This window comes from Paenarthrobacter sp. TRD_SC_7 (genome assembly GCF_056156245.1).
This window is the reverse complement of sequence record NZ_CM149587.1, coordinates 3,994,359-4,014,671: the sequence shown is the minus strand read 5'-3', so window position 1 is coordinate 4,014,671 and position 20,313 is coordinate 3,994,359. Positions and strand designations below refer to the sequence as shown.

Genomic DNA, 20,313 nt, shown 5'->3' with positions numbered 1-20,313 from the left:
GCCATGGCGGTCATCCCTTCGTCGCCCCGCTTTCAAGGCCTTGGATCATGGCCTTGTTCAGGACCAGGAAGACCAAGAGCAGGGGAGTAATGGTCACGCAGACCGCCGCAAAGGTAGCCGTCCAATCCACCTTGCCCATGGCCCCGATGTAGTTCTGCAGGCCCAGCGGAATCGTCTTCAAGTCCTCGGAGAGGACAAAAGTGTTGGCGAAGATGAAGTCGTTCCAAATGAAGATGCTGTTCACCAGTACAACAGTGACCACGGTGTTCAGTGACAGAGGCAGGGTGATCAAACCGAAAATCCTGTACGGGCCGGCACCATCCAGGGACGCGGCCTCGTAAGTTTCCCGCGGAATGTACTCGAAGAAGGAGGAGAACAGGTAAATGGACATGGGCAAGGCAAAGCCGGCCAAGGGGATGATCATCGACTGATAGGTGTCCAACAGGTTCACTGCGGAGTAGTCAATGAACAGTGGGACCAAAGCGATTTGAACGGGAACAATGATCCCCACCAGGAACAAACCGCGGACGAACCGGCTCAGGCGGAAGCCGAGAACCTGAATGGCGTAGGCAGCCATCATGCCGAACAACACAATGAGGATGTTGGCGCCCATGGTGACAATGAAACTGTTCAGGATGTTCCGGCCGAGGTCGCCGGTTTCGAAGGCCCTCGCATAGTTTTCCCACGTCAAAGAGCTGGGAAGAGCGAAGGGATCGCCGGTTGCGAAGTCGTGTTCCGTCCGCAGGCTGGTGACGAACAGCCAGGCGAGCGGGTACACCTGAACGATCACGATGAGCATAATGAGGACCCGCGAGAGTGTCCGGTACAGGCTCGGCTTACGCCGCCGTCGTTTAGGAACCGGCGACGACGGAACTGTCGCACGCGGGGTAGAAGGGGCTGTCTGGGTGATCATTAGTCTGCCTTCCGCTTAAGCATGAACAAGATGAGGCCGACGGCGACGAGGCACTCGATCACGATGAAGACGGAGATTGTGCTTGCGTAGCCGAAGTCCGTGCTGGTGAAGGCCGTCTTGTACATGTAGGTGGTGAGCAGCTCGGAGGACTGCCCGGGGCCACCGTTGGTCATGAGGTACGGGATATCGAAACCGCGCAGGCCGTAGGTGGTGGCCATGATGGTGGTGGTAATCCACACAGGACGTATGAACGGAAACCGGATCTTGGTGAAGAGGGTCCACTTCGAGGCCCCGTCCAAGACCGCTGCTTCTTCCAGTTCCTTGGGCACGGCGATCAGGGCAGCGTAAATGATGAGCATGTAAAGTCCGGTGAACCGCCAGCCCTCGGGGGCTGATACGGCTGCCAGTACGGTGTTTACATCGGAGAGCCAAGCCCGCTCAAAGGAACCCAAACCTACCCAATGCAGCAGTTGGTTCAACAAGCCAACGGGGTCAATGGAGTAGATGCGGATGAAGAGGAATGCGATCGCTACGGTGGAGATCACAGCTGGCAGCAAGTAAAGGGTTTTGATGAGTTCCCGGCCCCGGCGAAGTGACGTGAGCAGGCTGGCTACGACCAGTGCTCCGCCGAGCTGCAGCACCAGGCAGATGGCCAGGTAGAGGAGTGCATTGAAGAAGGACCTCCAGAAAATGTCGTCCGCGGTGAGCATCCGGACGTAATTGGCGAGCCCTACGAACTCCATCTCGCTGATGCCGTTCCAGGAGAAGAAGCTCAGGAACAACGACTGAAGAATCGGGAAGAGTACGGCCGCGCAGTAGAGGAGCAGCGGTGGAAGCAGGAAAACCAGGACCGAGGTCCTTGACCTGTTGGGTAGCATGGTGGGCCTTTCGGGCGGGGGCCGGGGGAGCCCCCGCCGCTTCGGTTTACTTGAAGAACTTGGGGGCGTTCTGCTTGATGGCGTCGTCCATGGTCTTGGTGAACTGTTCAGGCGTGATGTTGCCCTGGACCAGGAGGACGAGTTCCTGTTGCAGCCGGCCGTTGGTGGTGGGGTCCAGCTGGGTATCCCACGGCATTGCTTGCTTGTCCCCAAGGGTGTTGGCCGTTTCGAGCGCCTTCTTGTACAGCGGAGTCGCGTTCGCCGGGATGGCCGTTTGTACGTTGGTGGTGGGGGAGAGGGCCCCGGTGGCAGCATATTCAGCCGGGTACTTCTCCAGGGCGAACTTCAGGAAGTCGCTCACCAACGGGTCATAGGTCTTCGAGTTCACTGCCATGCCAATACCGGAGGGTGATACGAACTCGTTTGCAGCGGTCACCGAACTTTCAGTGGTGGGCAAGGTGATGAAATCGATGTCGTCGCGGACCTCAGGGTTGAGCTTGTCCGTGGCGAGGCTCGGAAGTTCCCAGGTGCCGATGTTGTACATGGCGGCCTGTCCAGAGGTGAATTGATTCTGCGCATCCGAATATCCCTGGGCGGAGAAGCCCTCTTGGAAGCACTTGGCCTTGCCAAGGTCAGCCATCCACTTCACGGTCTTCTGGCCGGCGGCATCCGAGAAGGACGCCTCGCCCTTCTTCAGCTTCTGGACGAAATCGGGTCCCGCTTCACGGAACGGCTGGTACGCGACGTAGCGTTCCAGCGGCCACTGGTCCTGCCCGTCGATTGCGATCGGTGTGATCCCGGCATTCCGCAGGGCAGTGCACATGGCGGGAATGTCATCGAGGGACTTCGGCACGGAAACGCCGGCCTTCTCCATCAAGGCCTTGTTGTACCAGATGAATTCGAGTTCGAACTGGAACGGAATCATGTACAGGGAGCCGTCGTCGAAGCGTTGGTAGTCCAGTGCACCGGGCCGGTAGTCGTCGTAGACGTCCAGTGATTTCAGGAGCTTCTCTGCGTCAACCATTTTGCCTTGCTTGGCCAGTTCCTGGGCGAAGGGGGTGGCATCGGTATCGAACAATTCCGGTAGCTTGTTGGCCGCGGCCAGGGTTTCAAGCTTTTGAATGTACGAGGGCCGGTCCGGGGTGGTGATGAGGTTCAGTGCGAAGCCTGGGTGTTCCTTGGCGTAGTCGTCCGCGAGCTTCTTCATGATGTTGATGACAGCTCCGTCGGCGGGCCTGGAGAGCAACCAGGATATTTCGCGGGGCTTGATCTCGCCGGTGGGGCTGACGTTGGAGGGGTCACTGGCGGCTCCTCCGCCGCCGCAGGCTGTCAAAGCCAGGGCAGCGGCGGCTGCGACGGCAGCGGCACGGAATAGTTTCTTCATGGCGGCAATCTCCCTTGATTGAACAGAGGTTGGGGATGGGGCGGTATTCAGTTGTCGGTGCGCTGACGTATCTCAAGTTCGGTGACGGTGGCGGTTCCTTCGCCGGCGAAGACTCCGATCCTCCCTGCCGTCAGGTCGTAGATCCTGGTGCTGAGCGCAACCTGACGGTCGACGACGGCGACGCAAATGTCGCCGTCGACGATGACCTCAAGGGTGTGCTCGCCAGGGGTGAGGTCGCAGGGCCGCTCGAGCTCGATGTCGAAGGGGACGTCGCCCGAGACATGCCACTGTGCGTCCCCGGTGATGGTGCGCGGCCAGCGGTCGAAGACAAGTCGCCCGCGTTTGGGTTCCAATCGCAGAACGTAGGACTGGTCGCCGTCGTCGCTTGAACGCAGCAGCAGCCCGCACTCGGTGGTGTTGGCGGCGATGTCAATGACAGCTTTGGCGTAAAACTGTCGGGGCATTTCCTCGTCGGAGACCATAGCGGTGTAACCGTCCGGTACGTGGAGCAGAGCCGGTAAGGAACCCGCAAGGGACAGGGGGACGTCGTCCCAGAAGCTCTCCACGAGTTCATCTGCGAACGAAAAACCCAGTGTCCCGTCGGGGTTTTGGAGGGCTTCCAGCACGGACATTGTTCCGGCCCACTGCCATGGACCCTGATCTGCGTTGCCTTCCTTACTGGCAATCCATCCGAAGAAAAAGCGCCGTCCTTCCCGCTCTGCGGTTTTTGACGCGTAGAAGGCACGGCCGTCGATGCTGTCCAGCGCGGGCACGGTCCAAGGCCCGTCGGGGCTTTTGGATATGCGGTACCGGGTGGTGAACGATTCCGAGAATTCGGAGTACACCATGTACCACCAGTCTCCCCAAGAGAAGACGTCCGGGCATTCGTGCGTGATGTACCGGCGCGGATCCCAGAACGGTTCAGTGTGCTGCCAGGTCATCAGGTCCGTGGACACACACTGCGCGATGACGCCGCGGCGCCGTTCCGGCCCTGTTGAGTGCCTTGCCGCGAGAAGCATCCGCCACTGGTTCTTGCTGTCATCCCAAAACACAAAGGGATCACGCCAATCACCGGACTCGTAGCCGTCCGGAGCGCCGAAGGTGAGCTCGGGGTGTTTTTGCCAGGTTTCCATACCGTCAGTGCTCGTGGCGTGCATGACCAATTGAAGGGGCGCGCCGTCCGGGCCGAGATTGCGGGGGTTCTGGCCGGTGTAGAACAGGTGGTGGACGCCGGACCCGTCCGTGATGATGCTGCCCGTGTAGGCGTTGAAGTCCAGGTCGGTTTCGCTGCCGTGGTGCAACGAAACGCCATGGTCCTCAAACTGGGTGAGGTCTTTTGTGGTGACCAGATTCCATGAGGTGCCTGGTTTCGGGTCTGAACGGTCTTCGTGAAGGTAGAAGAGCCAGAACTCCCCGTCCTTCTCGAAGGGGATGAGGTCCCCAACCCATCCATCGGTGGGCTGGAAAAAAACTGAGCGTTTCATCGGCGCTGATGTCCATTCTGCTAAAGCGTTTGATCACTCGAAAAGCTAGCGTGTATTTCCAAGCTGTTCAAGCGTTTTAGCAAAATTCATCTCCAATAATTTTGATACGGCTAAAACGCTTGACCACCATCGCTCGATGCCGCTAGGGTCCTGCATAGCTTCGGCTTCCCCCACCGCATGAATGACCCTTTGGCGCGCTGTCGCGCCGAACCTTGAGAGGAACGAATCAATGACGTACGACATCTCTCGCCGCATTGCACTGCAGGGCGCAGGCGCTGGCGCCATCGCGCTGTTCTTGAGCAACGCCGCCCCCGCGGCCGCAGACGCCCCGGCGTCACTTCGAGCCGTTTACCACATGACTCCACTTTCGGGCTGGCTGTGTGATCCGCAGCGTCCTGTCCACACCAACGGCGCATATCAGCTCTACTACCTGCACTCCGGCCAGAACAACGGCCCGGGTGGATGGGACCACGCAACTACAGGTGACGGCGTGACCTTCACCCACCACGGCGTGGTGATGCCCTTGCGGCCCGACTTCCCGGTGTGGTCGGGGGCGGCAGTGGTGGACACTGCCAATACCGCTGGTTTCGGCGCCGGCGCGGTAGTCGCACTCGCCACGCAACCAACTGGAGGCATCCGAAAGTTCCAGGAGCAGTACCTCTACTGGTCAACCGACGGAGGAAATACGTTCACCGCGCTGCCGGACCCGGTGATCGTGAACACTGACGGGCGAACTGCCACCACCCAAGCCGAGATTGAGAACGCAGAGTGGTTCCGCGACCCGAAGATCCACTGGGACGCAATACGCAATGAGTGGGTGTGCGTGATCGGACGGGCGCGGTACGCGGCGTTCTACACCTCAGCAAACCTGCGGGACTGGACCTGGAAATCCAACTTCGACTACCCGAACCACGCCCTGGGCGGTATCGAATGTCCGGATCTGTTTGAGATGACCGCCGACGACGGCACTCGGCATTGGGTGTTCGGCGCCAGCATGGATGCCTACAGCGTCGATCTGCCGATGACCTTTGCCTATTGGACGGGCTCCTGGAACGGCACTGCGTTCATTGCCAATAACCTCACGCCGCAGTGGCTCGATTGGGGATGGGATTGGTACGCCGCCGTCACGTGGCCCTCCGTCGAGGATCCCGAAAAGAAGCGCCTGGCCATCGCTTGGATGAACAACTGGAAGTACGCCGCCCGTGACGTACCCACAGATGCCTCCGACGGCTACAACGGGCAGAACTCAATCACGCGGGAACTGCGCCTGGAACGCCAATCGGGCGGCTGGTACAGCTTGCTCAGTGCCCCGGTCGCCGCTCTCCAGGGCTATGCCACCGCCATCACGGCACTTCCTGACCGCACGGTCAACGGCAGCGTCCTACTGCCATGGAGTGGTCGTGCGTATGAGCTTGAGCTCGACATTTCATGGAGCCTGGCCACGAACGTTGGCGTGTCAGTAGGCCGCTCCACGGACGGCTCCCGTCATACGAATATCGGCAAGTACGGCGACGAGTTGTACGTCGACCGCGCGCCGTCAGACCAAGGTGGGTACTCGCTTGTGCCATACACTCGAGCTGCGGCGCCTATCGACGCCAACGCGCGGTCAGTCCACCTGCGCATCTTCGTGGACACGCAGAGCGTTGAGGTGTTCGTGAACTCAGGGCACACGGTGCTGTCGCAGCAGGTTCACTTCGCGGACGGCGACACCGGGCTCTCGCTCTACGCCGACGGCGGCCCCGCGAACTTCACCGGAATCACCATCCGGGAGTTTGGCAGTCCTCTTTAGCCGGCGGGCCTGGGCTAGGCGCCATTTGGCCGTGCATGGGCGTGGTGTCCCGAACGGACCTTCAGTGAGGATGGCCGAAACCGATGGACGGCGCGTGGCTCACGTCTAGGGTGGCGGGGATGGCGTGCTCTGGGCTTGTGCTCCTCTTCGGCGCGCGACGAGGGGAGCAGGGCCAAGGGCAGGATGGTGGCTCCGAGCCAGACAACCACGCCGATAAGCACTAAGAGGATGGCTGAAGTGGGCTCCATGGAACAAGCATAGGCACAACTGCCACCATTTATAAGTAGCCTGATTACCCTCCCGGTTGGGCAGCATCCTTGACAAGCCGGGCGTTGCCGCGACACTGAATTCCATGTACAGGAACAGCCGCGTGTCAGCCCAGTTTTCCATGTCCCTCGATGGATTTATCGCCCGTGAGGATGACGGGATCGGCCCTTTGTTCGACTGGTATGAGGCCGGATCCGTTGAAACCTGGATGCCCGGCCACCCTGTGCCGTTTCATCTCAGTGAAGCTGATGCCGCCTATTGGAAGTCGCTTCCGCGGGAGGGCGCGTTCATCTCCGGGCGGCGTATCTTCGACATGACAAAGGGGTGGGGTGGTCACCCGCCCAATGAGTCACCAACCGTTGTTCTGACGCATCGCGAGCCCCCGGCGGACTGGCCACCGGTCCGGCGGGATGGCAAGCCCGCGCCATTCGAATTCTTAGGGGACTTGGAAACGGCCCTGGAGCGTGCCGCGGACCTCGCGGCGGGTAAGGAAATCGGAATTGGCGGCGCGGACGTGGTGCAGCAGTGCTTGCGCCGCGGTGTCGTCGACGAACTCCGTGTTGACCTGGTGCCTGTACTGCTCGGAAGTGGTATTCGCTGGTTCGGACACCTTGACGCGGACATCAGGCTCGGCGATCCCGCGATTGTTCCGGGAACCCGCGTCACCCACCTTATCTATCAGGTACGTTCCCCGGCTTCGCGCTGACGTCACGAATGCGAGGTTATCCACAACCGGGCGAACAGCGTACGACGGCGGGCCCCCGCCCGCGCTAGGCTGGTCACCTCGGCTGATGCAAGTGGCCGCAGGAACCACAACGCGGAGCCACTCCTTAATGTCCGATGACCTTGCTTTGACCGCCCTGGCGGCCTCTTCCTTTTCCTTGCCCGAGCTGCGCGACGGCCAACTCGCCGGCATGACCGCGCCGGTAGAGGGGCGTGATGTCCTGGCTGTCATGCCCACTGGCTACGGAAAGTCTGCTATCTATCAAGTCGCAGCGCTGCACCTTTACAACCAAACGGGCCGGCCCGCCGTCGTCGTTTCTCCCCTCATTGCCTTACAGGAAGACCAGCTGGACGGGCTGACTGAGGACTTGGGTGACGGAGCCGCCGTCGGCATCAATTCTTCCCGCAGCGACTCAGAGGTGGAGGCGGCCTGGCAGGCGGCCGAGTCCGGCAAGGCGGTCTTCCTGTTCCTTGCCCCCGAGCAATTGGCCAAGCAGGAGACCATGGAGCGGATCGCCAAGCTGGACATCACCATGTTCGTCGTGGACGAGGCACATTGCGTGTCCTCCTGGGGCCATGACTTCCGCCCGGATTACCTCGAACTGGGCAACGTCCGCGAACGCTTGGGTAAGCCGCCGGTCATAGCCCTCACCGCAACGGCCTCCCCACCAGTGCGTGACGAAATCGTGAGGCGGTTGGGCATGACGGAACCACTGGTCCTGGTCCGTGGCTTCGACCGCCCCAACATCAGCCTCGACGTTGTCCGGCACCAAGAGGAGAAAGGCAAGCGGCAAGCCGTAGCGGAACAAGTCGTAGCGCTTGCCAATGCGGAGGGCCTGGGGCTGCTGTATGCCGCTACCCGCAAGGACACCGAGAAATACGCGGCCAAGCTGACGGATCACGGCCTCCGTGCCGAGGCGTATCACGCAGGCCGGGCGGATGCCGACCGGGAGAGTATCCATGAGCAATTCCTGGATGACCAACTGGACGTTGTAGTTGCCACAACAGCCTTTGGCATGGGAATCGACAAACCCAATGTCCGGTTCGTGGTGCACGCGGATATTCCGGAGTCCTTGGACTCTTACTACCAGGAAATCGGCCGCGCTGGCCGCGATGGTGAACAGGCTTCCGCGATACTCCACTACCGTGCCGAGGACCTTGGGTTGCGTAAGTTCTTCGCAACCCACTCCCCGGACGCGGAGGCGCTCATGGCCGTATTGAAAGTCATCAAGAACGCCGGCGCACCGGCTCCGAAGACCGCTTTGGTGGAGCTCACCGGCTTCCCTGCCCGCCGTGTCACGGCACTGGTGAACCAGTTGGAGGAAGCCGGCGCGGTGACAACAGGTAAGCGCGGCACACGGGTCAGCTCCAAAGCCAAGCTGACCGCATTGGTGGACCGCGCCGTCGAACTGGCTGAGGCGCGGCAACGCGTTGACCAGTCCCGGCTCACCATGATGCGCGGCTACGCGGAGACGGATGCTTGCCGTCGCCGGTTCCTGCTGGGCTACTTTGGCGAGGACCTGCCGCAGCCCTGCGGCAACTGCGATGCGTGCGCTGACAATCACGACGACGCCGGGCCGGGTTCCGCCGTCGATCCCACCTCAACTGCCGAAAAGCAGTTCCCGTTGCAGTCCACCGTGATCCACAAAGAGTGGGGTCCGGGCCTGGTGATGCGGCACGAGGACGACGTCATGACCGTTCTGTTTGAACAGGAGGGCTACAAGACGCTGTCCCGTACCGCCGTCGTCGAGCATGAATTGCTGAAGCCGGCTTAGGTTCGTTGGGAACCGGGCGATCAGGTATTGAGCTCCACCATGAGGGCGGGCAGTTCGTCCGCAAGCTCCCGGGCCAGGAACCCCAGGGGCCCGAGCTTGCTGGCCAGACGGTCGGCGGCGGCCGCGTGAAGATGGGTGCCCCAGCACGCGGCTTGGGCATCGCTGGTACCGCGCGCACGGAGCCCGGCGATGGCCCCTGCCAAAACATCGCCGCTGCCTGACGTCCCCAGGCCGCCGTAGCCGGTGGTGATTTTCCACAGCACCGAGTCCTCCGTGGGCTCCGGAGCGGCGATGTATCCCTGGCAACTCACCACCGCATCAAACCGCCGGGCGATCTCAGCAACATCAGCCCCCAGGTCCTCCACGTCCCTGCCCAGGAGAATGCCGGCCTCTGTCGGGTTCGGCGTGAGGACCATCCTGCCACGCCACGGTCCCAACTCATCCTCGACCTTCACCAGCCCACCCAAGGCGTACGCGTCAAGAACGACGGCGGGAGCTCCGGCGTCGTCCTTGGCCCCGTGGGACTCTTCCCGCTCCAGCAGCGCTCGCAACAGCGCTTCCGCCAATTCGAGATCGTCCAAACCTGGGCCGATCAGCACGGCGTCGGCCCGTTCCAGGTAGGACGAGATCCGGTCCAATCCCTCACCGGTCACGGAGCCGTCGGCGTTCTCGGGCAGGGCGATTGAGCCGCACTCCGGCAGCGCAACTCCCACGTGCACGGCTACGGATTCGGCAACGGCCAAAGTAATTTTGCCCGCACCTGCACGAAGGGCTGCGGTACCGGCGAGCAAAGCCGCGCCAGGGGTCGCCCGTGCTCCACCGATGACCAACACGGCACCGCGTGAGTACTTGTCTTCCCCGGGCGCCGGCAGCGGCCAATCACGCAGAAGCGACGGTGTCACCAGCGTGGGTGCGCTGGAATCACTGTGGGTGGACACTGGCATCTCCGGCATGCTCGGTGACCGTAACGCCCTGCTCGGTGAGGTGGTCAGCTACATTGAAGCTTTCCAGTTTCCAGGGCCCCGCGCCCGACGGCCGCACGTACCGGGTGATCGACGCGTTCAGCACCGACGTCGTGGCTGCAAGGTCAAGAATCTCCTGCTCGGACATGCCCTCCAAGACGTAACGGACCAGCAGGATGACGGCGTCGTGGCAGACCAGCATCACCCGGTGCCCTGTTCCCAGGGTGTTGAGCTCATCCAGAATTGAACGAAGGCGGAGTGCGACGTCGGCCCACGATTCACCACCCGGCGGCCGGTAGTAGAGCTTCCCCAGCCATAGCCGCCGCTCGGCTTCGTCCGGATATCGAGTCTCCACGCCCAAACGTGTCAGCCGGTCCAAGATGCCCAGCTCCCGGTCGCGGAGACGTTCATCGGTGAGCACCTTCACGGGCCAGCCGGCGGTCTCAACAGCGATTTCCGCGGTCTGCCTGGCCCGTGCATAGGGGGAGGAGACAACCGCATCCGGGCGGAGTTCATCGGCGATCCTGGCCAGCGCCGTTCCCAGTGCTTTGGCCTGGTCCCGTCCGGTGCCCGATAGGTTCACATCAGCATCCCTGGCCGGAACATCAATCACTTCGGCTCCAGCCAAGCGAGCCTCCGTTGCGGCCACGTTGCCTTCGCTCTCGCCATGCCGGACCAGGAGCAACTCCACAGCGCCGGCCTCCTGCACTGCGTCCGTCAGCCCGTCCTCATTCACAAAGATCACCCTTTCGCGTGCGTCGCCGAATGCAGAACACTACCCACTGCGTACCCACAGGACCAGAAGATAAACGCTCGACGGCGGTCGCGAACCCCTGTTGTCCGGAGGTGGAGTGAAGTAAGTTGCTCGCATGGAGGACTCATACCCAGTCATCATTGTCGGTGCCGGATTCGCGGGCGTAGCGGCAGCCAAGGAGCTCGGACGCAAGGGCGTCCGCGTCTTGCTGATCGACTCCAATAACTACCACCAGTTCCAGCCGCTCCTCTACCAAGTAGCAACTTCCCAAATCGGAGTGTCGGCCATTGCCCGGCCACTGCGCTCCGTCTTCCGCCGCTACAAAACTGTCAAGGTACTCACGGCGAAGGTGGACTCCGTGAACGCCGCCGAGCGAACGGTCAGGACTGCCGAAGGCCGAACCATGCGGGCGGATATCCTGGTCATCGCGGTTGGAGCGGTCCCGAACTTCTTCAACACGCCCGGCGCGGAAGAGCGTGCGTTCCCGCTGTATTCGGTCACCGATGCCACGAGGCTTGGGACCGAACTTACCCGTTTGTTGGACCGAGCCGACAGAAACCCCGACGAATCTGTGGATGTGGTTGTGGTGGGAGGCGGCCCCACCGGTGTTGAAACGGCTGGAGCAATGGCCGAAAACGTCAAGTACGTGGTGCGCAAATACTTCTCGCCAGAGCTTGCAGCACGTTGTCGTGTGCATCTGGTGGATATGGTTCCCAGCGTCCTGAACATGTTTTCTACTAAGTCCCAGAGCTATGCCACGGACCACTTGAAGAAGGTGGGCGTCCAACTTCACATGGGAGTGGGTGTGACTGAGGTCCGGCAGGACGGGGTGACTTTGGCGGACGGGAGTGCTGTACCTGGACAGATCGTGGTGTGGGCCGGCGGGCTGAAGGCGGGCGACATCATTGCCGGATCGGGTCTTGCCCAGGGGAGAGGCGGACGTATCGATGTCCGCCCGGACCTGACTGCCCCGGATGCGGACGGCGTCTACGTCATTGGAGATGCAGCCAACATCACGGATTCAACGGGGGCAAAACTGCCGCAGCTGGGTTCGGTGGCTCAACAGGCTGGAAAATGGGCGGCCAAAAACATCCTTGAAGACCTCAGCGGGGGCAGCCGGGCGCCCTTCCGCTATGTGGACAAAGGCTATATGGCGATGGTGGGGCGTGGCGCCGCAGTGGCAGAACTGGGCCGCAAGCGAATCCAATTGCAGGGCATCCTTGCCTTCCTGTCTTGGCTGTTGGTCCACCTCGCCCTGTTGTCCGGCCTCCAACAAAAGATCCGGGCCTTGTTCTCCTGGCTCAACGGCTACCTCCTTCACAGCCCTGCCCAAGTAGTGGTCAGCGGGCCCTTGGAGAAAGAACCCCCGGAAGCGACGGAAACAACGCCTAGCGAAGTGCCTGACCCTCGCCTATGACCTTGGCGGCGGCAGCAATCAGTTCGAAATTGCCGTCAGCCTGAATTCCGTTCGGGAGCAGGAGCGTGTCTTCGAGGCCGATTCTGGTGTCCAAACCCCACTGCGCAGAAAGCTTGAGCGCAGCCCACGTTGAGCGTTCCTCACCGTGGAGCAGGATGGCTCCCGGGACTGCTTTCTCGTTGTCCTGTTCCATTTGTTCCCTAACCAGTTCCAAGAGGCGTTTGGCTTCCCTTTCTACGGCCTCGGCTGGAATGTCCTGTATTTCGATCAAAACCCTCAAGCATTTGGTCCGGAGCGAGGAGGAAGCCCACTGGCGTGCAGCGTCGACCTGCCAAATGCCGGCTTCGATGCCGACACCCAGGGCGTGAAGGGCTTCGGCCACTTCTTCGGCACCTTCCTCGTGCCAATTAACGGATGCAAAATCCGGTAGTTCATGCCAGGACTCGATCATCTTCAAGCGGGATGGTACGTCGGGGGAGCTCCATGCACCTGTTGTCACACCAAGAGGAACGTTAGGGCAGGCATCTCGAACAGCGCTGAGACATGAGGCCACGTACTGCGGTTCCAGCGTGTCTTCACCCCGCGGATTCTTTGGATGGACATGCAGGCTGTGGGCACCGGCAGCCACTGCGGCCGCTGCTTCTTGGGCAAGGGCGGCCGGATCCGCCGTTAATCGATGGTGTTCCGAGACCGCTCGAGCCCCGTTGAGACAAGCCTGTAGCATCACACCGCCCATGCTAAGGGTTGGTCCACGTGCGGCGGGATACATGCTTGAGTACCCAAGCTGGGAAGATGGCAGGAGGAATCCCGAACAAGGAGCAACATCATGACACTCAAAGAACGCTTGAAAGCTGACGTAGTTGACCACATGAAAGCCGGCAACAAGGTTGCCCTCATCACTGTCCGCAACGTGCTGGGCGAGATTTCTACCCGCGAGAAGTCCGGGAAGACTCCGGTGGAGCTGGACGACGCTCAGGTGACGTCACTGCTTCAAAAGGAAGCGGCCAAGCGCAGGGATACGGCCCGGATCTACACTGAGGCCGGCGAAACAGACCGTGCAGCGGCCGAAGTCGCAGAGGCAGAAATCATCGAGGCCTACCTGCCAATGGCCCTCACCCGGGAAGAAGTGGAGGCAATCGTGGACGAGGCTATTGCGGACCTGAAGGCTGATGGCCAGGAACTTTCCATACGCTCCATCGGAGCCGTCATGAAGCCCGTGACGGCCAAGGTTGCCGGACGCTTCGACGGTAAGACCGTCAGCGAGATTGTGCGCGGACGCCTGGCGTAGCTTTCGAGGATGCAGCTCCGGTCAGCGATTCAAATGACCCCAAGCAGCCACCGCAAAGTGTCAGCGTTCCGCACGGCGTTACCACCGCCGTCGTTGTTGAAGTAGACGTAGACATCCTTGCCGGAGCCGCTCCACTCGCGAATCCTGTCCGCCCACCACCGCAAGTCGTCGTCCGAGTAGGAGCCGCCGTACAGGTGCTGGTGATCCGGGCCGTGCAGCCTGATGTAGACGAACGGTGCTGTCGCACGGAGAATGCACGGCAGGTTGGCGCCACTCATGATGCAATAGGCGGCCTCGTGGCGTTCAAGCAGTGCGTACACATCGGGGTGATCCCAGCTGTCATGCCGGAACTCGACGGCGACGCGGATCCACTGGGGCAGGGCGGCCAGGAAGTAGTCCAACCGCGCGTCGTCGCGGGCAAAACCGGGTGGGAGCTGGACCAGCAGGACGGCCCGTTTGTCGCCGAGTTCGTGCCAGCAGCGAATAATCCGTTCCACCCACGCCTCCGGGCCGTACAGTTTCTTGGCGTGCGTGAGTCCCCGTGGCGCTTTGACAGACATGGCAAAGCCCGCAGGCAGGCGGTTTCGCCAACCCGCGAACGAGGTGTCCCGGGGCCAACGATAAAAGCTCGCGTTGAGCTCTACCGTGTTGAACCTGGCCACGTACTGGGCCAGACGTTTGGACGCAGGAAGGCCCGGCGGATAGAGCACGTTCTCCCAATGGTCGTAGCTCCAGCCCGAGGTGCCGATGTGGATGCCCATGGAGTGGATGGTAGTCGGTCACGGGGATCGTGCCAGTAGATCAGTGCTTGGATGCCGTTCGTGCCATGAGGGCTTGGAGGTCTTCGGCGACTTTGGCTACCTCGCGCAGGCGGGCCTTCCGGTTCCGCGTGGCTCCGTGCGTTGCCTGTCGTTCCGGGCGGTTGGTGGTGTGGGCTTGGCGGTGGATTTGAGGATCACGCACGGGTGCGTCTACGGTGACGGCGCCCTGCAGGGGATCGTGGAAGAGTGGGAAGTCCATAGTTTCCGATCCTGACAGAAGCGCCCCGAAGCCGGTATGGACAGGTGCATACGGGAGCCAAGCGCTGCTGTGCAGATGTCCATCGCTGGGGCTAATTCCGGGACAGTGGCGCGAACCTAACCCCACAACGCTTTCTTGAGCAGCGCCCTCAGTTGCATGTTTTCTTCCTCACTGAGTCCCGCGAGCTGGGTCTGCTCGCATACTTCCAGTGCCGCCCGCGCCTTGTTGTGGATCCGCCGGCCCTCAGCTGTGGAGACGATGATCTTCGCCCGCCTGTCCTGCTTGCCCTGTGCTCGTTTGACCAAGCCGCGGTGTTCGAGGTCATCCACCAGGCTGACCACCTGGCTGGGATCGAGGCTGAGGAAATCGGCGAGCTCACGTTGGGTGGGTTCCAGGCCGCTGCACGCGAGCGTCAGCACGGAAAAGGACCGTTCCCTGAGTCCGTAGTCCGCCAGTGCCTTGTTGTTCAGGAGCGAGCCTGTGGCATGCAGTTTGGCCAGCAACAGGCCTACATCGCTGCCGATTTTTGCTGCGGCCAGGCGCGGGGTTTCCACTTCGGTGCTTTGCGGGCCCATGACAACTCCAATAGTAATGAAAAACAATCGTTGACTTTTTCAATGATCCGTATTCTCATTGATCATGACAAGGATCTCACGACGCAGTGGGATCGGCCCTACCGGTTCCAGCCGGTTACTGCATGCGAAGGAGCACGCCATGAGCTTGAACGGCAAGGTTGCAATCGTCACGGGAAGTGGACAGGGTCTTGGACTCGCTTACGCGAGGGAGCTCGCCCGCCAGGGTGCCGCCGTCGTGATCAACGACGTGAACGCTGAGACCGCTGCCCAGGCTGTTGCACTGATTGAGGCCGACGGCGGCCGGGCCACCGCCGTGGTGGTTCCGGTGGGGAGTGCGGATGCTGCGAAGGCTTTGGTGGCGGGTGCCGTCGAGGCATTCGGCCGGTTGGACATTCTGGTGACGAACGCCGGGATCCTGCGGGACAAGAGCCTGCTGAAGATGACGGATGAGGATTTTGACCTGGTCATCAATGTGCACTTGAAGGGCACGTTCACTTGCGTCCGTGAGGCATTCGCATACTTCAAGGAAAACAACATCGCCGGCCGGATCATCACCATCGGTTCGCCGACCGGCCAGCGCGGCAACTTCGGGCAGACCAACTACGCTGCGGCAAAGGCCGGGATAGTTGGCATGGTTCGGACCTGGGCGCTGGAGATGAAGAAAGCCGGCGTGACGGTTAATTCCGTGATACCGGTGGCTGCTACGGCCATGACCAAGACCGTTCCTTACTTCCAGAAGGCTGTTGAGGCGGAGGAACGGGGTGAAGCGATGCCGTCCTTCTTCCGCCACGACCTCGGTTTTGGAACGGCCGACGACGTCGCCGGGCTGATTGCGTTCCTTGCCTCAGACGCGGCTGGTGGGATCACCGGCCAGGCGATCGGTGCCGGCGGTGACCGGCTGCAGGTTTGGACGCACCCGACGGCGGCGAGCACAGAATACCGTGAGGGCGGCTGGAGCTACGAGGCATTGAAGGAAAGCGCCGGATCACTGTTCGGTGCGGATGCTTTGCAAAGCTTCGGTGAGGAATTCCTGCCGCTTCCCGAGGACCTGCAGCCCGAACCGGCTAGGCCTGAAGCGGCTAAGCCTGAAGCGGCCCAGGCACGCTGATCATGGCCGACCGCTACGAACTGGGCATCGACGCCTCGGCGCTTGATGCGATCGATATGCACGTCCACCTGGAAGTGGACAGCTGCGGGCATGGTTCACTCCCGGAGGCACTGACGGAGGCTTCGGCGAAGTACTTCAAGGCCGAAGATCGCACGCCGTCACTGGACAGGATCGCCGAGGTATATCGCGAACTGAACATGGCCGCCGTCGTCTTCACTGTTGACGCCCGGACCCAGCTCAAGCATGAACCGAACAGCATCCCGGAACTGATTGCCGGAGCAGCGCGGAACAATGATGTGCTGATCCCGTTCGGCAGTGTGGACCCCAGGACCGGCGAGGATGCGATCGCCGGGGCGAAGCACCAGGCCGTGGAGCTCGGTGCCAGGGGATTCAAGTTCCACCCGTCGCTGCAGGGCTTTGATCCGTCCAAGGAGCAGTTCTACCCGCTGTGGGAAACGCTCCAGGAGTTGGGCTTGCCGTGTATTTTCCACACAGGCCAGAACGGTATGGGTGCCGGTCTTCCCGGAGGGTACGGTATCAAGCTCGCGTTCTCGAACCCATTGTTGCTGGATGCGGTGGCCGCCGATTTCCCGGGGTTGCAGATCATCATGGCCCATCCCTCGGTGCCTTGGCAGGACGAGGCAAACTCGATCGCGACGCACAAGTCCAACGTGTTCATTGACCTGTCCGGGTGGTCGCCCAAGTACTTCCCGGAGTCGCTGGTTCGTTTATCCAATTCGGTGCTGCAGGACAAGGTGCTGTTCGGCACGGACTTCCCGCTGATCACGCCGCAGAAGTGGCTGGGTGCGTTCGCTGACCTGCCCCTGAAAGATGACGTCCGGCCGAAGATCCTCAAGGACAACGCCGTCCGGCTCCTGGGACTGGGTGGCTGAGATGAGTACGACGACGACGGGAGCAACAGCGACGGATCAGCGACTGTACTCCGCAGCGGACTGGTACGACGCCGAAGCGCTCCTGACCACCGAAGAACGCCAGGTTCTTGGCCGGCTCCGGACCTTCCTTGACACCCAGGCGAAGCCCTTGCTGGCCGAGTACTGGGAGCGTGGCGAGTTCCCGGAACAACTCGCTCAACCATTGATCCACCTTGACCTGATGGAACCGGCCCACCCTACTGTCGGGGCACCCGCAAGGGGGATTTACCACGGCTTCCGGATCTTCGAACTCGCCCGTACGGACGCGTCGTTGGCCACGTGGTACACAGCACAGGCGGGTCTGTTCCGGACCGCGATCCGGGTGGGGGCTTCCGAGGAGCAGCAAAAGGAGTGGATGCCCAAGGTCATCGATTTCTCCCTCAAGGGCGTCTTCTCGCTAACCGAACCGGAGCATGGTTCGGACATCGCCGGCGGACTGTCCACCACCGCCCGCTTTGAAAAAGAATCCGACGGCGGCATTTGGGTTTTGGACGGTGCTAAGCGGTGGATCGGAGGCGCCTCCACAGCCGATGTGTTGTGTGTGTTCGCCCGGGAGGTCGCCGATGGCCAGGTCAAGGCGTTCCTTGTCGACCGAACTGCTGCCGGCGTCTCTTTGGAGAAAATCCAGGGGAAGACCTCGCTGCGGATGATGCAGAACGCCCATATCACCCTCAACAGCGTCCGGGTTCCCGATGCCATGCGCTTGCATAACGTGAACTCGTTCAAGGACGTCGCCGCGATGCTGCGTGCTATGCGCTCGGACGTTGCATGGATCGCCACCGGCATCCAAGCAGGCGCGTTCGAGGCTGCATTGGCGTACGTCAAAGAACGCCGGCAGTTCGGCCGGTCGCTGGGTTCCTTCCAACTGGTGCAGGAAAAGCTGGCACGGATGCTGGGAAACATCACCGCGTCACTCTCACTGGTGGTTCGGCTCACCGAACAGCAGGGCTGGGGGATCTATAGGGACCAAGATTCGGCCCTGGCCAAGATGCAGACCAGTCTGATGATGCGCGAAACCGTCGCGTTGGCCCGCGAAGTGGCGGGCGGTAACGGCATCACTCTCGCCGCCGACGTCGCACGTTTCCATGCCGATGCGGAAGCCGTCTATTCCTACGAAGGCACCCACGAGATCAACGCCCTCATCATCGGCCGCGCCCTCACCGGGGAGAGCGCCTTCGCCCGCTAAACACCTGCTTTTCAGTCAACAACTACCAGGAGGCAAAGATGCCCAATCTCGTCGTCGATTTCGACACCCTGCTCACCATGTCCGGCAAGGACCTTGGCACCACCGATTACCGTGAGATCACCCAGCAGCAGATCAATCTGTTCGCCGATGCCACGGATGACCAGCAGTGGATCCACACCGATCCCGAACGCGCCAAGGTCGGCCCCTTTGGAGCCCCGATCGCACATGGCTTCCTCACCCTGTCCCTCATCATCCCGTTCTGGGGAGAGCTATTCGACGTGGACGGGGTGACTACCAAGGTCAACTACGGCCTGGACAAGGTCCGCTTCACCTCCCCTGTGAAAGTCGGCTCCAAGGTCCGCATGCTGGGCTCCATCGCTGAAGTCACCGAAGTCAAGGGCGGCGCCCAGATCAAGGTCAACGCCACCATCGAGATCGAAGGCCAGGAACGGCCCGCCGTCGTCGCCGAATTCCTGGCACGTTTCCACAAGTAAAAATCATTCCCTTCCCTCCTCTCCCAAGGAACAGCCATGTCAGGACACACTGCGCTCGCGCCGTCGAGCACGGCCGCGAAGCGCAAAGAGGCGCGCACGGTCATCATGTCCAGCTATCTGGGCAGCACTATCGAGTTCTACGACTTCCTGCTGTACGCAACAGCGGCTGCAGTTGCCTTCCCCAAGGTGTTTTTCGCCGGTACTGACGAGTGGGTGGGCGTCGTAGCCGCGTATGCCACGTTCGCCGCCGGCTACGTTGCCCGGCCCTTGGGCGGCATCATCTTCGGACACTTCGGTGACCGGATCGGCCGCAAGGGCATGCTCATTATTTCCATGGCGATGATGGGCATCGCCTCCACGTTGATCGGCCTGATCCCTGGAGCCAGTGTCATCGGCCCCTGGGGAGCCGTGATCCTGGTGATCCTGCGCGTCTGCCAGGGAATCGCCGTCGGCGGTGAATGGGGTGGGGCCGCACTCATGGCTTTGGAGCATTCGGATCCCAAGCGGCGCGGTTTTGCGGCGTCGTTCGTGAACGCCGGTGCCCCGACAGGCGCAGTTCTCGGCACCCTGGTCATGGGTATCTTCTCGGCCCTTCCTCAGGACGCGTTCTTGGCCTGGGGCTGGCGTGTGCCGTTCCTGTTGTCCTTCGTGCTCTTGATCGTGGGCATGTTCGTCAGGCTGCGGGTTTCGGAGAGCCCCATCTTCGCCGAAGCCGTTGCCAAGGAAAGCGCACAAGGTACCAAGCGCAAGATCCCGCTGCTGGAAGTGCTTAAGCGTCCCAAGGCGCTCATCATGATCATGTTTGCCGGTGCCGCCGGATTCGGCCTGCAGGTAGTGCTGCCCACGTTCTCGGTGACCTATGCAGTATCAAAGGGCGCACCCCAGCAAGGCGTGCTCTATGCCTTTGCAGGCGCCTCGGCCATCTCCATCCTGTTCGTCTTGCTGGGTGGCAGGCTCTCTGATCGCTTCGGACGCCGTCCCGTCATGGTCACCGGCCTTGCACTGTTCATCCTTTACCTGTTCCCGATGTTCGGGATGCTTAGCTCCGGCAGCATCGCCTTGGTCTTCCTGGCCTTCACGGTGGCGCTGATCCTGCATTCGTCCCTCTACGGACCGCTGGCAGCGTTCGTTTCCGAGCAGTTCGGCACCACGAACCGCTATACAGGCGCGGCTGTTGGCTACCAATTGGCGACGCTGATCGGTGCCGGTTTCACCCCGGGAATCGTCGCTGGGCTCTACAAGGACGCCGGCCAGAGCATCGTCCCAGTGGTGGTGTTCCTGTCCGTCATGTCGCTGGTATCGATTGTCTTCATCCTGCTGACGCGGGAGTCTAAGAACAACGACCTCTCTACGGTCAGTTAGGA

General features: G+C 61.5%; 20 protein-coding genes. 10 read left to right on the top strand and 10 right to left on the bottom strand.

The features are described 5' to 3' along the window. Nucleotides 1-10: 10 nt before the first annotated feature. Genes AC0J5Z_RS19135 through AC0J5Z_RS19120 form a run of 4 tightly spaced genes read right to left on the bottom strand, consistent with a single transcriptional unit; the run spans nucleotide 11 to nucleotide 4,659 of the window. On the bottom strand, nucleotides 11-913 hold the full coding sequence (locus tag AC0J5Z_RS19135; RefSeq protein WP_475035536.1) for a carbohydrate ABC transporter permease: 903 nt from the start codon (nucleotides 911-913) through the stop codon (nucleotides 11-13). Next, nucleotides 913-1,791, bottom strand: coding sequence for a carbohydrate ABC transporter permease (locus AC0J5Z_RS19130; protein WP_475035534.1), 879 nt, complete (start codon nucleotides 1,789-1,791; stop codon nucleotides 913-915). Before AC0J5Z_RS19130 ends, AC0J5Z_RS19135 begins: the two co-directional genes overlap by 1 nt. A 46-nt stretch (nucleotides 1,792-1,837) precedes the next feature. Further along, nucleotides 1,838-3,175 (bottom strand): ABC transporter substrate-binding protein, encoded by a 1,338-nt coding sequence (locus AC0J5Z_RS19125; RefSeq protein ID WP_475035532.1) that lies wholly within the window; start codon nucleotides 3,173-3,175, stop codon nucleotides 1,838-1,840. Between the two features lie 47 nt (nucleotides 3,176-3,222). Continuing rightward, complete coding sequence (locus AC0J5Z_RS19120; protein ID WP_475035527.1) at nucleotides 3,223-4,659, bottom strand: glycoside hydrolase; 1,437 nt, start codon at nucleotides 4,657-4,659, stop codon at nucleotides 3,223-3,225. Nucleotides 4,660-4,888: 229 nt separating this feature from the next. Here AC0J5Z_RS19120 and AC0J5Z_RS19115 point away from each other — a divergent pair, with 229 nt between their 5' ends. The 3 genes from AC0J5Z_RS19115 (at nucleotide 4,889) to AC0J5Z_RS19105 (ending at nucleotide 9,213) form a co-directional block, all read left to right on the top strand. Further along, nucleotides 4,889-6,448, top strand: a complete 1,560-nt coding sequence (locus tag AC0J5Z_RS19115; RefSeq protein ID WP_475035525.1) for a glycoside hydrolase family 32 protein — start codon at nucleotides 4,889-4,891, stop codon at nucleotides 6,446-6,448. 370 nt (nucleotides 6,449-6,818) lie between these two features. Beyond that, nucleotides 6,819-7,421, top strand: a complete 603-nt coding sequence (locus AC0J5Z_RS19110) for a dihydrofolate reductase family protein (RefSeq protein WP_475035523.1) — start codon at nucleotides 6,819-6,821, stop codon at nucleotides 7,419-7,421. Nucleotides 7,422-7,548: 127 nt separating this feature from the next. Next, nucleotides 7,549-9,213, top strand: coding sequence for a RecQ family ATP-dependent DNA helicase (locus tag AC0J5Z_RS19105; protein ID WP_475035519.1), 1,665 nt, complete (start codon nucleotides 7,549-7,551; stop codon nucleotides 9,211-9,213). Nucleotides 9,214-9,233: 20 nt separating this feature from the next. Here AC0J5Z_RS19105 and AC0J5Z_RS19100 read toward each other — a convergent pair whose 3' ends face one another. Then, nucleotides 9,234-10,157, bottom strand: a complete 924-nt coding sequence (locus AC0J5Z_RS19100) for an NAD(P)H-hydrate dehydratase (protein ID WP_475039787.1) — start codon at nucleotides 10,155-10,157, stop codon at nucleotides 9,234-9,236. Next, nucleotides 10,135-10,920 (bottom strand): histidine phosphatase family protein, encoded by a 786-nt coding sequence (locus AC0J5Z_RS19095; RefSeq protein WP_475035517.1) that lies wholly within the window; start codon nucleotides 10,918-10,920, stop codon nucleotides 10,135-10,137. Before AC0J5Z_RS19095 ends, AC0J5Z_RS19100 begins: the two co-directional genes overlap by 23 nt. A gap of 124 nt (nucleotides 10,921-11,044) precedes the next feature. Here AC0J5Z_RS19095 and AC0J5Z_RS19090 point away from each other — a divergent pair, with 124 nt between their 5' ends. After that, nucleotides 11,045-12,346 carry an NAD(P)/FAD-dependent oxidoreductase gene (locus AC0J5Z_RS19090; protein WP_475035515.1) on the top strand — a complete coding sequence of 434 codons (1,302 nt, stop codon included), beginning with the start codon at nucleotides 11,045-11,047 and terminating at the stop codon, nucleotides 12,344-12,346. On the opposite strand, the gene AC0J5Z_RS19085 is transcribed toward AC0J5Z_RS19090, so the two are convergent. Next, nucleotides 12,318-13,070 carry a 3-keto-5-aminohexanoate cleavage protein gene (locus AC0J5Z_RS19085; RefSeq protein ID WP_475039785.1) on the bottom strand — a complete coding sequence of 251 codons (753 nt, stop codon included), beginning with the start codon at nucleotides 13,068-13,070 and terminating at the stop codon, nucleotides 12,318-12,320. The two genes, AC0J5Z_RS19090 and AC0J5Z_RS19085, sit on opposite strands and share 29 nt — an antisense overlap. A 102-nt stretch (nucleotides 13,071-13,172) precedes the next feature. Between AC0J5Z_RS19085 and AC0J5Z_RS19080 the strand changes: the two genes are divergently transcribed. Further along, nucleotides 13,173-13,634 carry a GatB/YqeY domain-containing protein gene (locus tag AC0J5Z_RS19080; protein WP_475035513.1) on the top strand — a complete coding sequence of 154 codons (462 nt, stop codon included), beginning with the start codon at nucleotides 13,173-13,175 and terminating at the stop codon, nucleotides 13,632-13,634. Between the two features lie 29 nt (nucleotides 13,635-13,663). Here the strand turns inward: AC0J5Z_RS19080 and AC0J5Z_RS19075 are convergent, their stop codons facing one another. The 3 genes from AC0J5Z_RS19075 to AC0J5Z_RS19065 all read right to left on the bottom strand — a co-directional run bounded on the left by AC0J5Z_RS19075 (nucleotide 13,664) and on the right by AC0J5Z_RS19065 (nucleotide 15,229). After that, nucleotides 13,664-14,395, bottom strand: a complete 732-nt coding sequence (locus tag AC0J5Z_RS19075) for a DUF72 domain-containing protein (RefSeq protein ID WP_475035510.1) — start codon at nucleotides 14,393-14,395, stop codon at nucleotides 13,664-13,666. A gap of 40 nt (nucleotides 14,396-14,435) precedes the next feature. Beyond that, nucleotides 14,436-14,654 (bottom strand): hypothetical protein, encoded by a 219-nt coding sequence (locus AC0J5Z_RS19070; protein ID WP_475035508.1) that lies wholly within the window; start codon nucleotides 14,652-14,654, stop codon nucleotides 14,436-14,438. A gap of 116 nt (nucleotides 14,655-14,770) precedes the next feature. Continuing rightward, nucleotides 14,771-15,229, bottom strand: coding sequence for a MarR family winged helix-turn-helix transcriptional regulator (locus tag AC0J5Z_RS19065; RefSeq protein WP_475035505.1), 459 nt, complete (start codon nucleotides 15,227-15,229; stop codon nucleotides 14,771-14,773). 139 nt (nucleotides 15,230-15,368) lie between these two features. On the opposite strand from AC0J5Z_RS19065, the gene AC0J5Z_RS19060 reads away from it, so the two are divergent. Genes AC0J5Z_RS19060 through AC0J5Z_RS19040 form a run of 5 tightly spaced genes read left to right on the top strand, consistent with a single transcriptional unit; the run spans nucleotide 15,369 to nucleotide 20,311 of the window. Beyond that, nucleotides 15,369-16,337 carry an SDR family NAD(P)-dependent oxidoreductase gene (locus tag AC0J5Z_RS19060; protein ID WP_475035502.1) on the top strand — a complete coding sequence of 323 codons (969 nt, stop codon included), beginning with the start codon at nucleotides 15,369-15,371 and terminating at the stop codon, nucleotides 16,335-16,337. 2 nt (nucleotides 16,338-16,339) lie between these two features. Further along, nucleotides 16,340-17,230 (top strand): amidohydrolase family protein, encoded by an 891-nt coding sequence (locus AC0J5Z_RS19055; RefSeq protein ID WP_475035499.1) that lies wholly within the window; start codon nucleotides 16,340-16,342, stop codon nucleotides 17,228-17,230. A 1-nt stretch (nucleotide 17,231) separates the two neighbouring features. Then, nucleotides 17,232-18,455, top strand: a complete 1,224-nt coding sequence (locus tag AC0J5Z_RS19050; protein ID WP_475035497.1) for an acyl-CoA dehydrogenase family protein — start codon at nucleotides 17,232-17,234, stop codon at nucleotides 18,453-18,455. Nucleotides 18,456-18,493: 38 nt separating this feature from the next. Then, nucleotides 18,494-18,949 (top strand): MaoC family dehydratase, encoded by a 456-nt coding sequence (locus AC0J5Z_RS19045; protein ID WP_475035495.1) that lies wholly within the window; start codon nucleotides 18,494-18,496, stop codon nucleotides 18,947-18,949. Between the two features lie 36 nt (nucleotides 18,950-18,985). Beyond that, nucleotides 18,986-20,311 (top strand): MFS transporter, encoded by a 1,326-nt coding sequence (locus AC0J5Z_RS19040; protein WP_475035493.1) that lies wholly within the window; start codon nucleotides 18,986-18,988, stop codon nucleotides 20,309-20,311. The last annotated feature ends 2 nt before the right edge of the window (nucleotides 20,312-20,313 follow it).

Bases quoted from the DNA above. Each gene is read 5' to 3' on its own strand.
- AC0J5Z_RS19135 (WP_475035536.1), bottom strand. From the start codon at position 913: ATGATCACCCAGACAGCCCCTTCTACCCCGCGTGCGACAGTTCCGTCG.
- AC0J5Z_RS19130 (WP_475035534.1), bottom strand. From the start codon at position 1,791: ATGCTACCCAACAGGTCAAGGACCTCGGTCCTGGTTTTCCTGCTTCCA.
- AC0J5Z_RS19125 (WP_475035532.1), bottom strand. From the start codon at position 3,175: ATGAAGAAACTATTCCGTGCCGCTGCCGTCGCAGCCGCCGCTGCCCTG.
- AC0J5Z_RS19120 (WP_475035527.1), bottom strand. From the start codon at position 4,659: ATGAAACGCTCAGTTTTTTTCCAGCCCACCGATGGATGGGTTGGGGAC.
- AC0J5Z_RS19115 (WP_475035525.1), top strand. From the start codon at position 4,889: ATGACGTACGACATCTCTCGCCGCATTGCACTGCAGGGCGCAGGCGCT.
- AC0J5Z_RS19105 (WP_475035519.1), top strand. From the start codon at position 7,549: ATGTCCGATGACCTTGCTTTGACCGCCCTGGCGGCCTCTTCCTTTTCC.
- AC0J5Z_RS19100 (WP_475039787.1), bottom strand. From the start codon at position 10,157: ATGCCAGTGTCCACCCACAGTGATTCCAGCGCACCCACGCTGGTGACA.
- AC0J5Z_RS19090 (WP_475035515.1), top strand. From the start codon at position 11,045: ATGGAGGACTCATACCCAGTCATCATTGTCGGTGCCGGATTCGCGGGC.
- AC0J5Z_RS19085 (WP_475039785.1), bottom strand. From the start codon at position 13,070: ATGCTACAGGCTTGTCTCAACGGGGCTCGAGCGGTCTCGGAACACCAT.
- AC0J5Z_RS19080 (WP_475035513.1), top strand. From the start codon at position 13,173: ATGACACTCAAAGAACGCTTGAAAGCTGACGTAGTTGACCACATGAAA.
- AC0J5Z_RS19075 (WP_475035510.1), bottom strand. From the start codon at position 14,395: ATGGGCATCCACATCGGCACCTCGGGCTGGAGCTACGACCATTGGGAG.
- AC0J5Z_RS19070 (WP_475035508.1), bottom strand. From the start codon at position 14,654: ATGGACTTCCCACTCTTCCACGATCCCCTGCAGGGCGCCGTCACCGTA.
- AC0J5Z_RS19065 (WP_475035505.1), bottom strand. From the start codon at position 15,229: ATGGGCCCGCAAAGCACCGAAGTGGAAACCCCGCGCCTGGCCGCAGCA.
- AC0J5Z_RS19060 (WP_475035502.1), top strand. From the start codon at position 15,369: ATGAGCTTGAACGGCAAGGTTGCAATCGTCACGGGAAGTGGACAGGGT.
- AC0J5Z_RS19055 (WP_475035499.1), top strand. From the start codon at position 16,340: ATGGCCGACCGCTACGAACTGGGCATCGACGCCTCGGCGCTTGATGCG.
- AC0J5Z_RS19050 (WP_475035497.1), top strand. From the start codon at position 17,232: ATGAGTACGACGACGACGGGAGCAACAGCGACGGATCAGCGACTGTAC.
- AC0J5Z_RS19045 (WP_475035495.1), top strand. From the start codon at position 18,494: ATGCCCAATCTCGTCGTCGATTTCGACACCCTGCTCACCATGTCCGGC.
- AC0J5Z_RS19040 (WP_475035493.1), top strand. From the start codon at position 18,986: ATGTCAGGACACACTGCGCTCGCGCCGTCGAGCACGGCCGCGAAGCGC.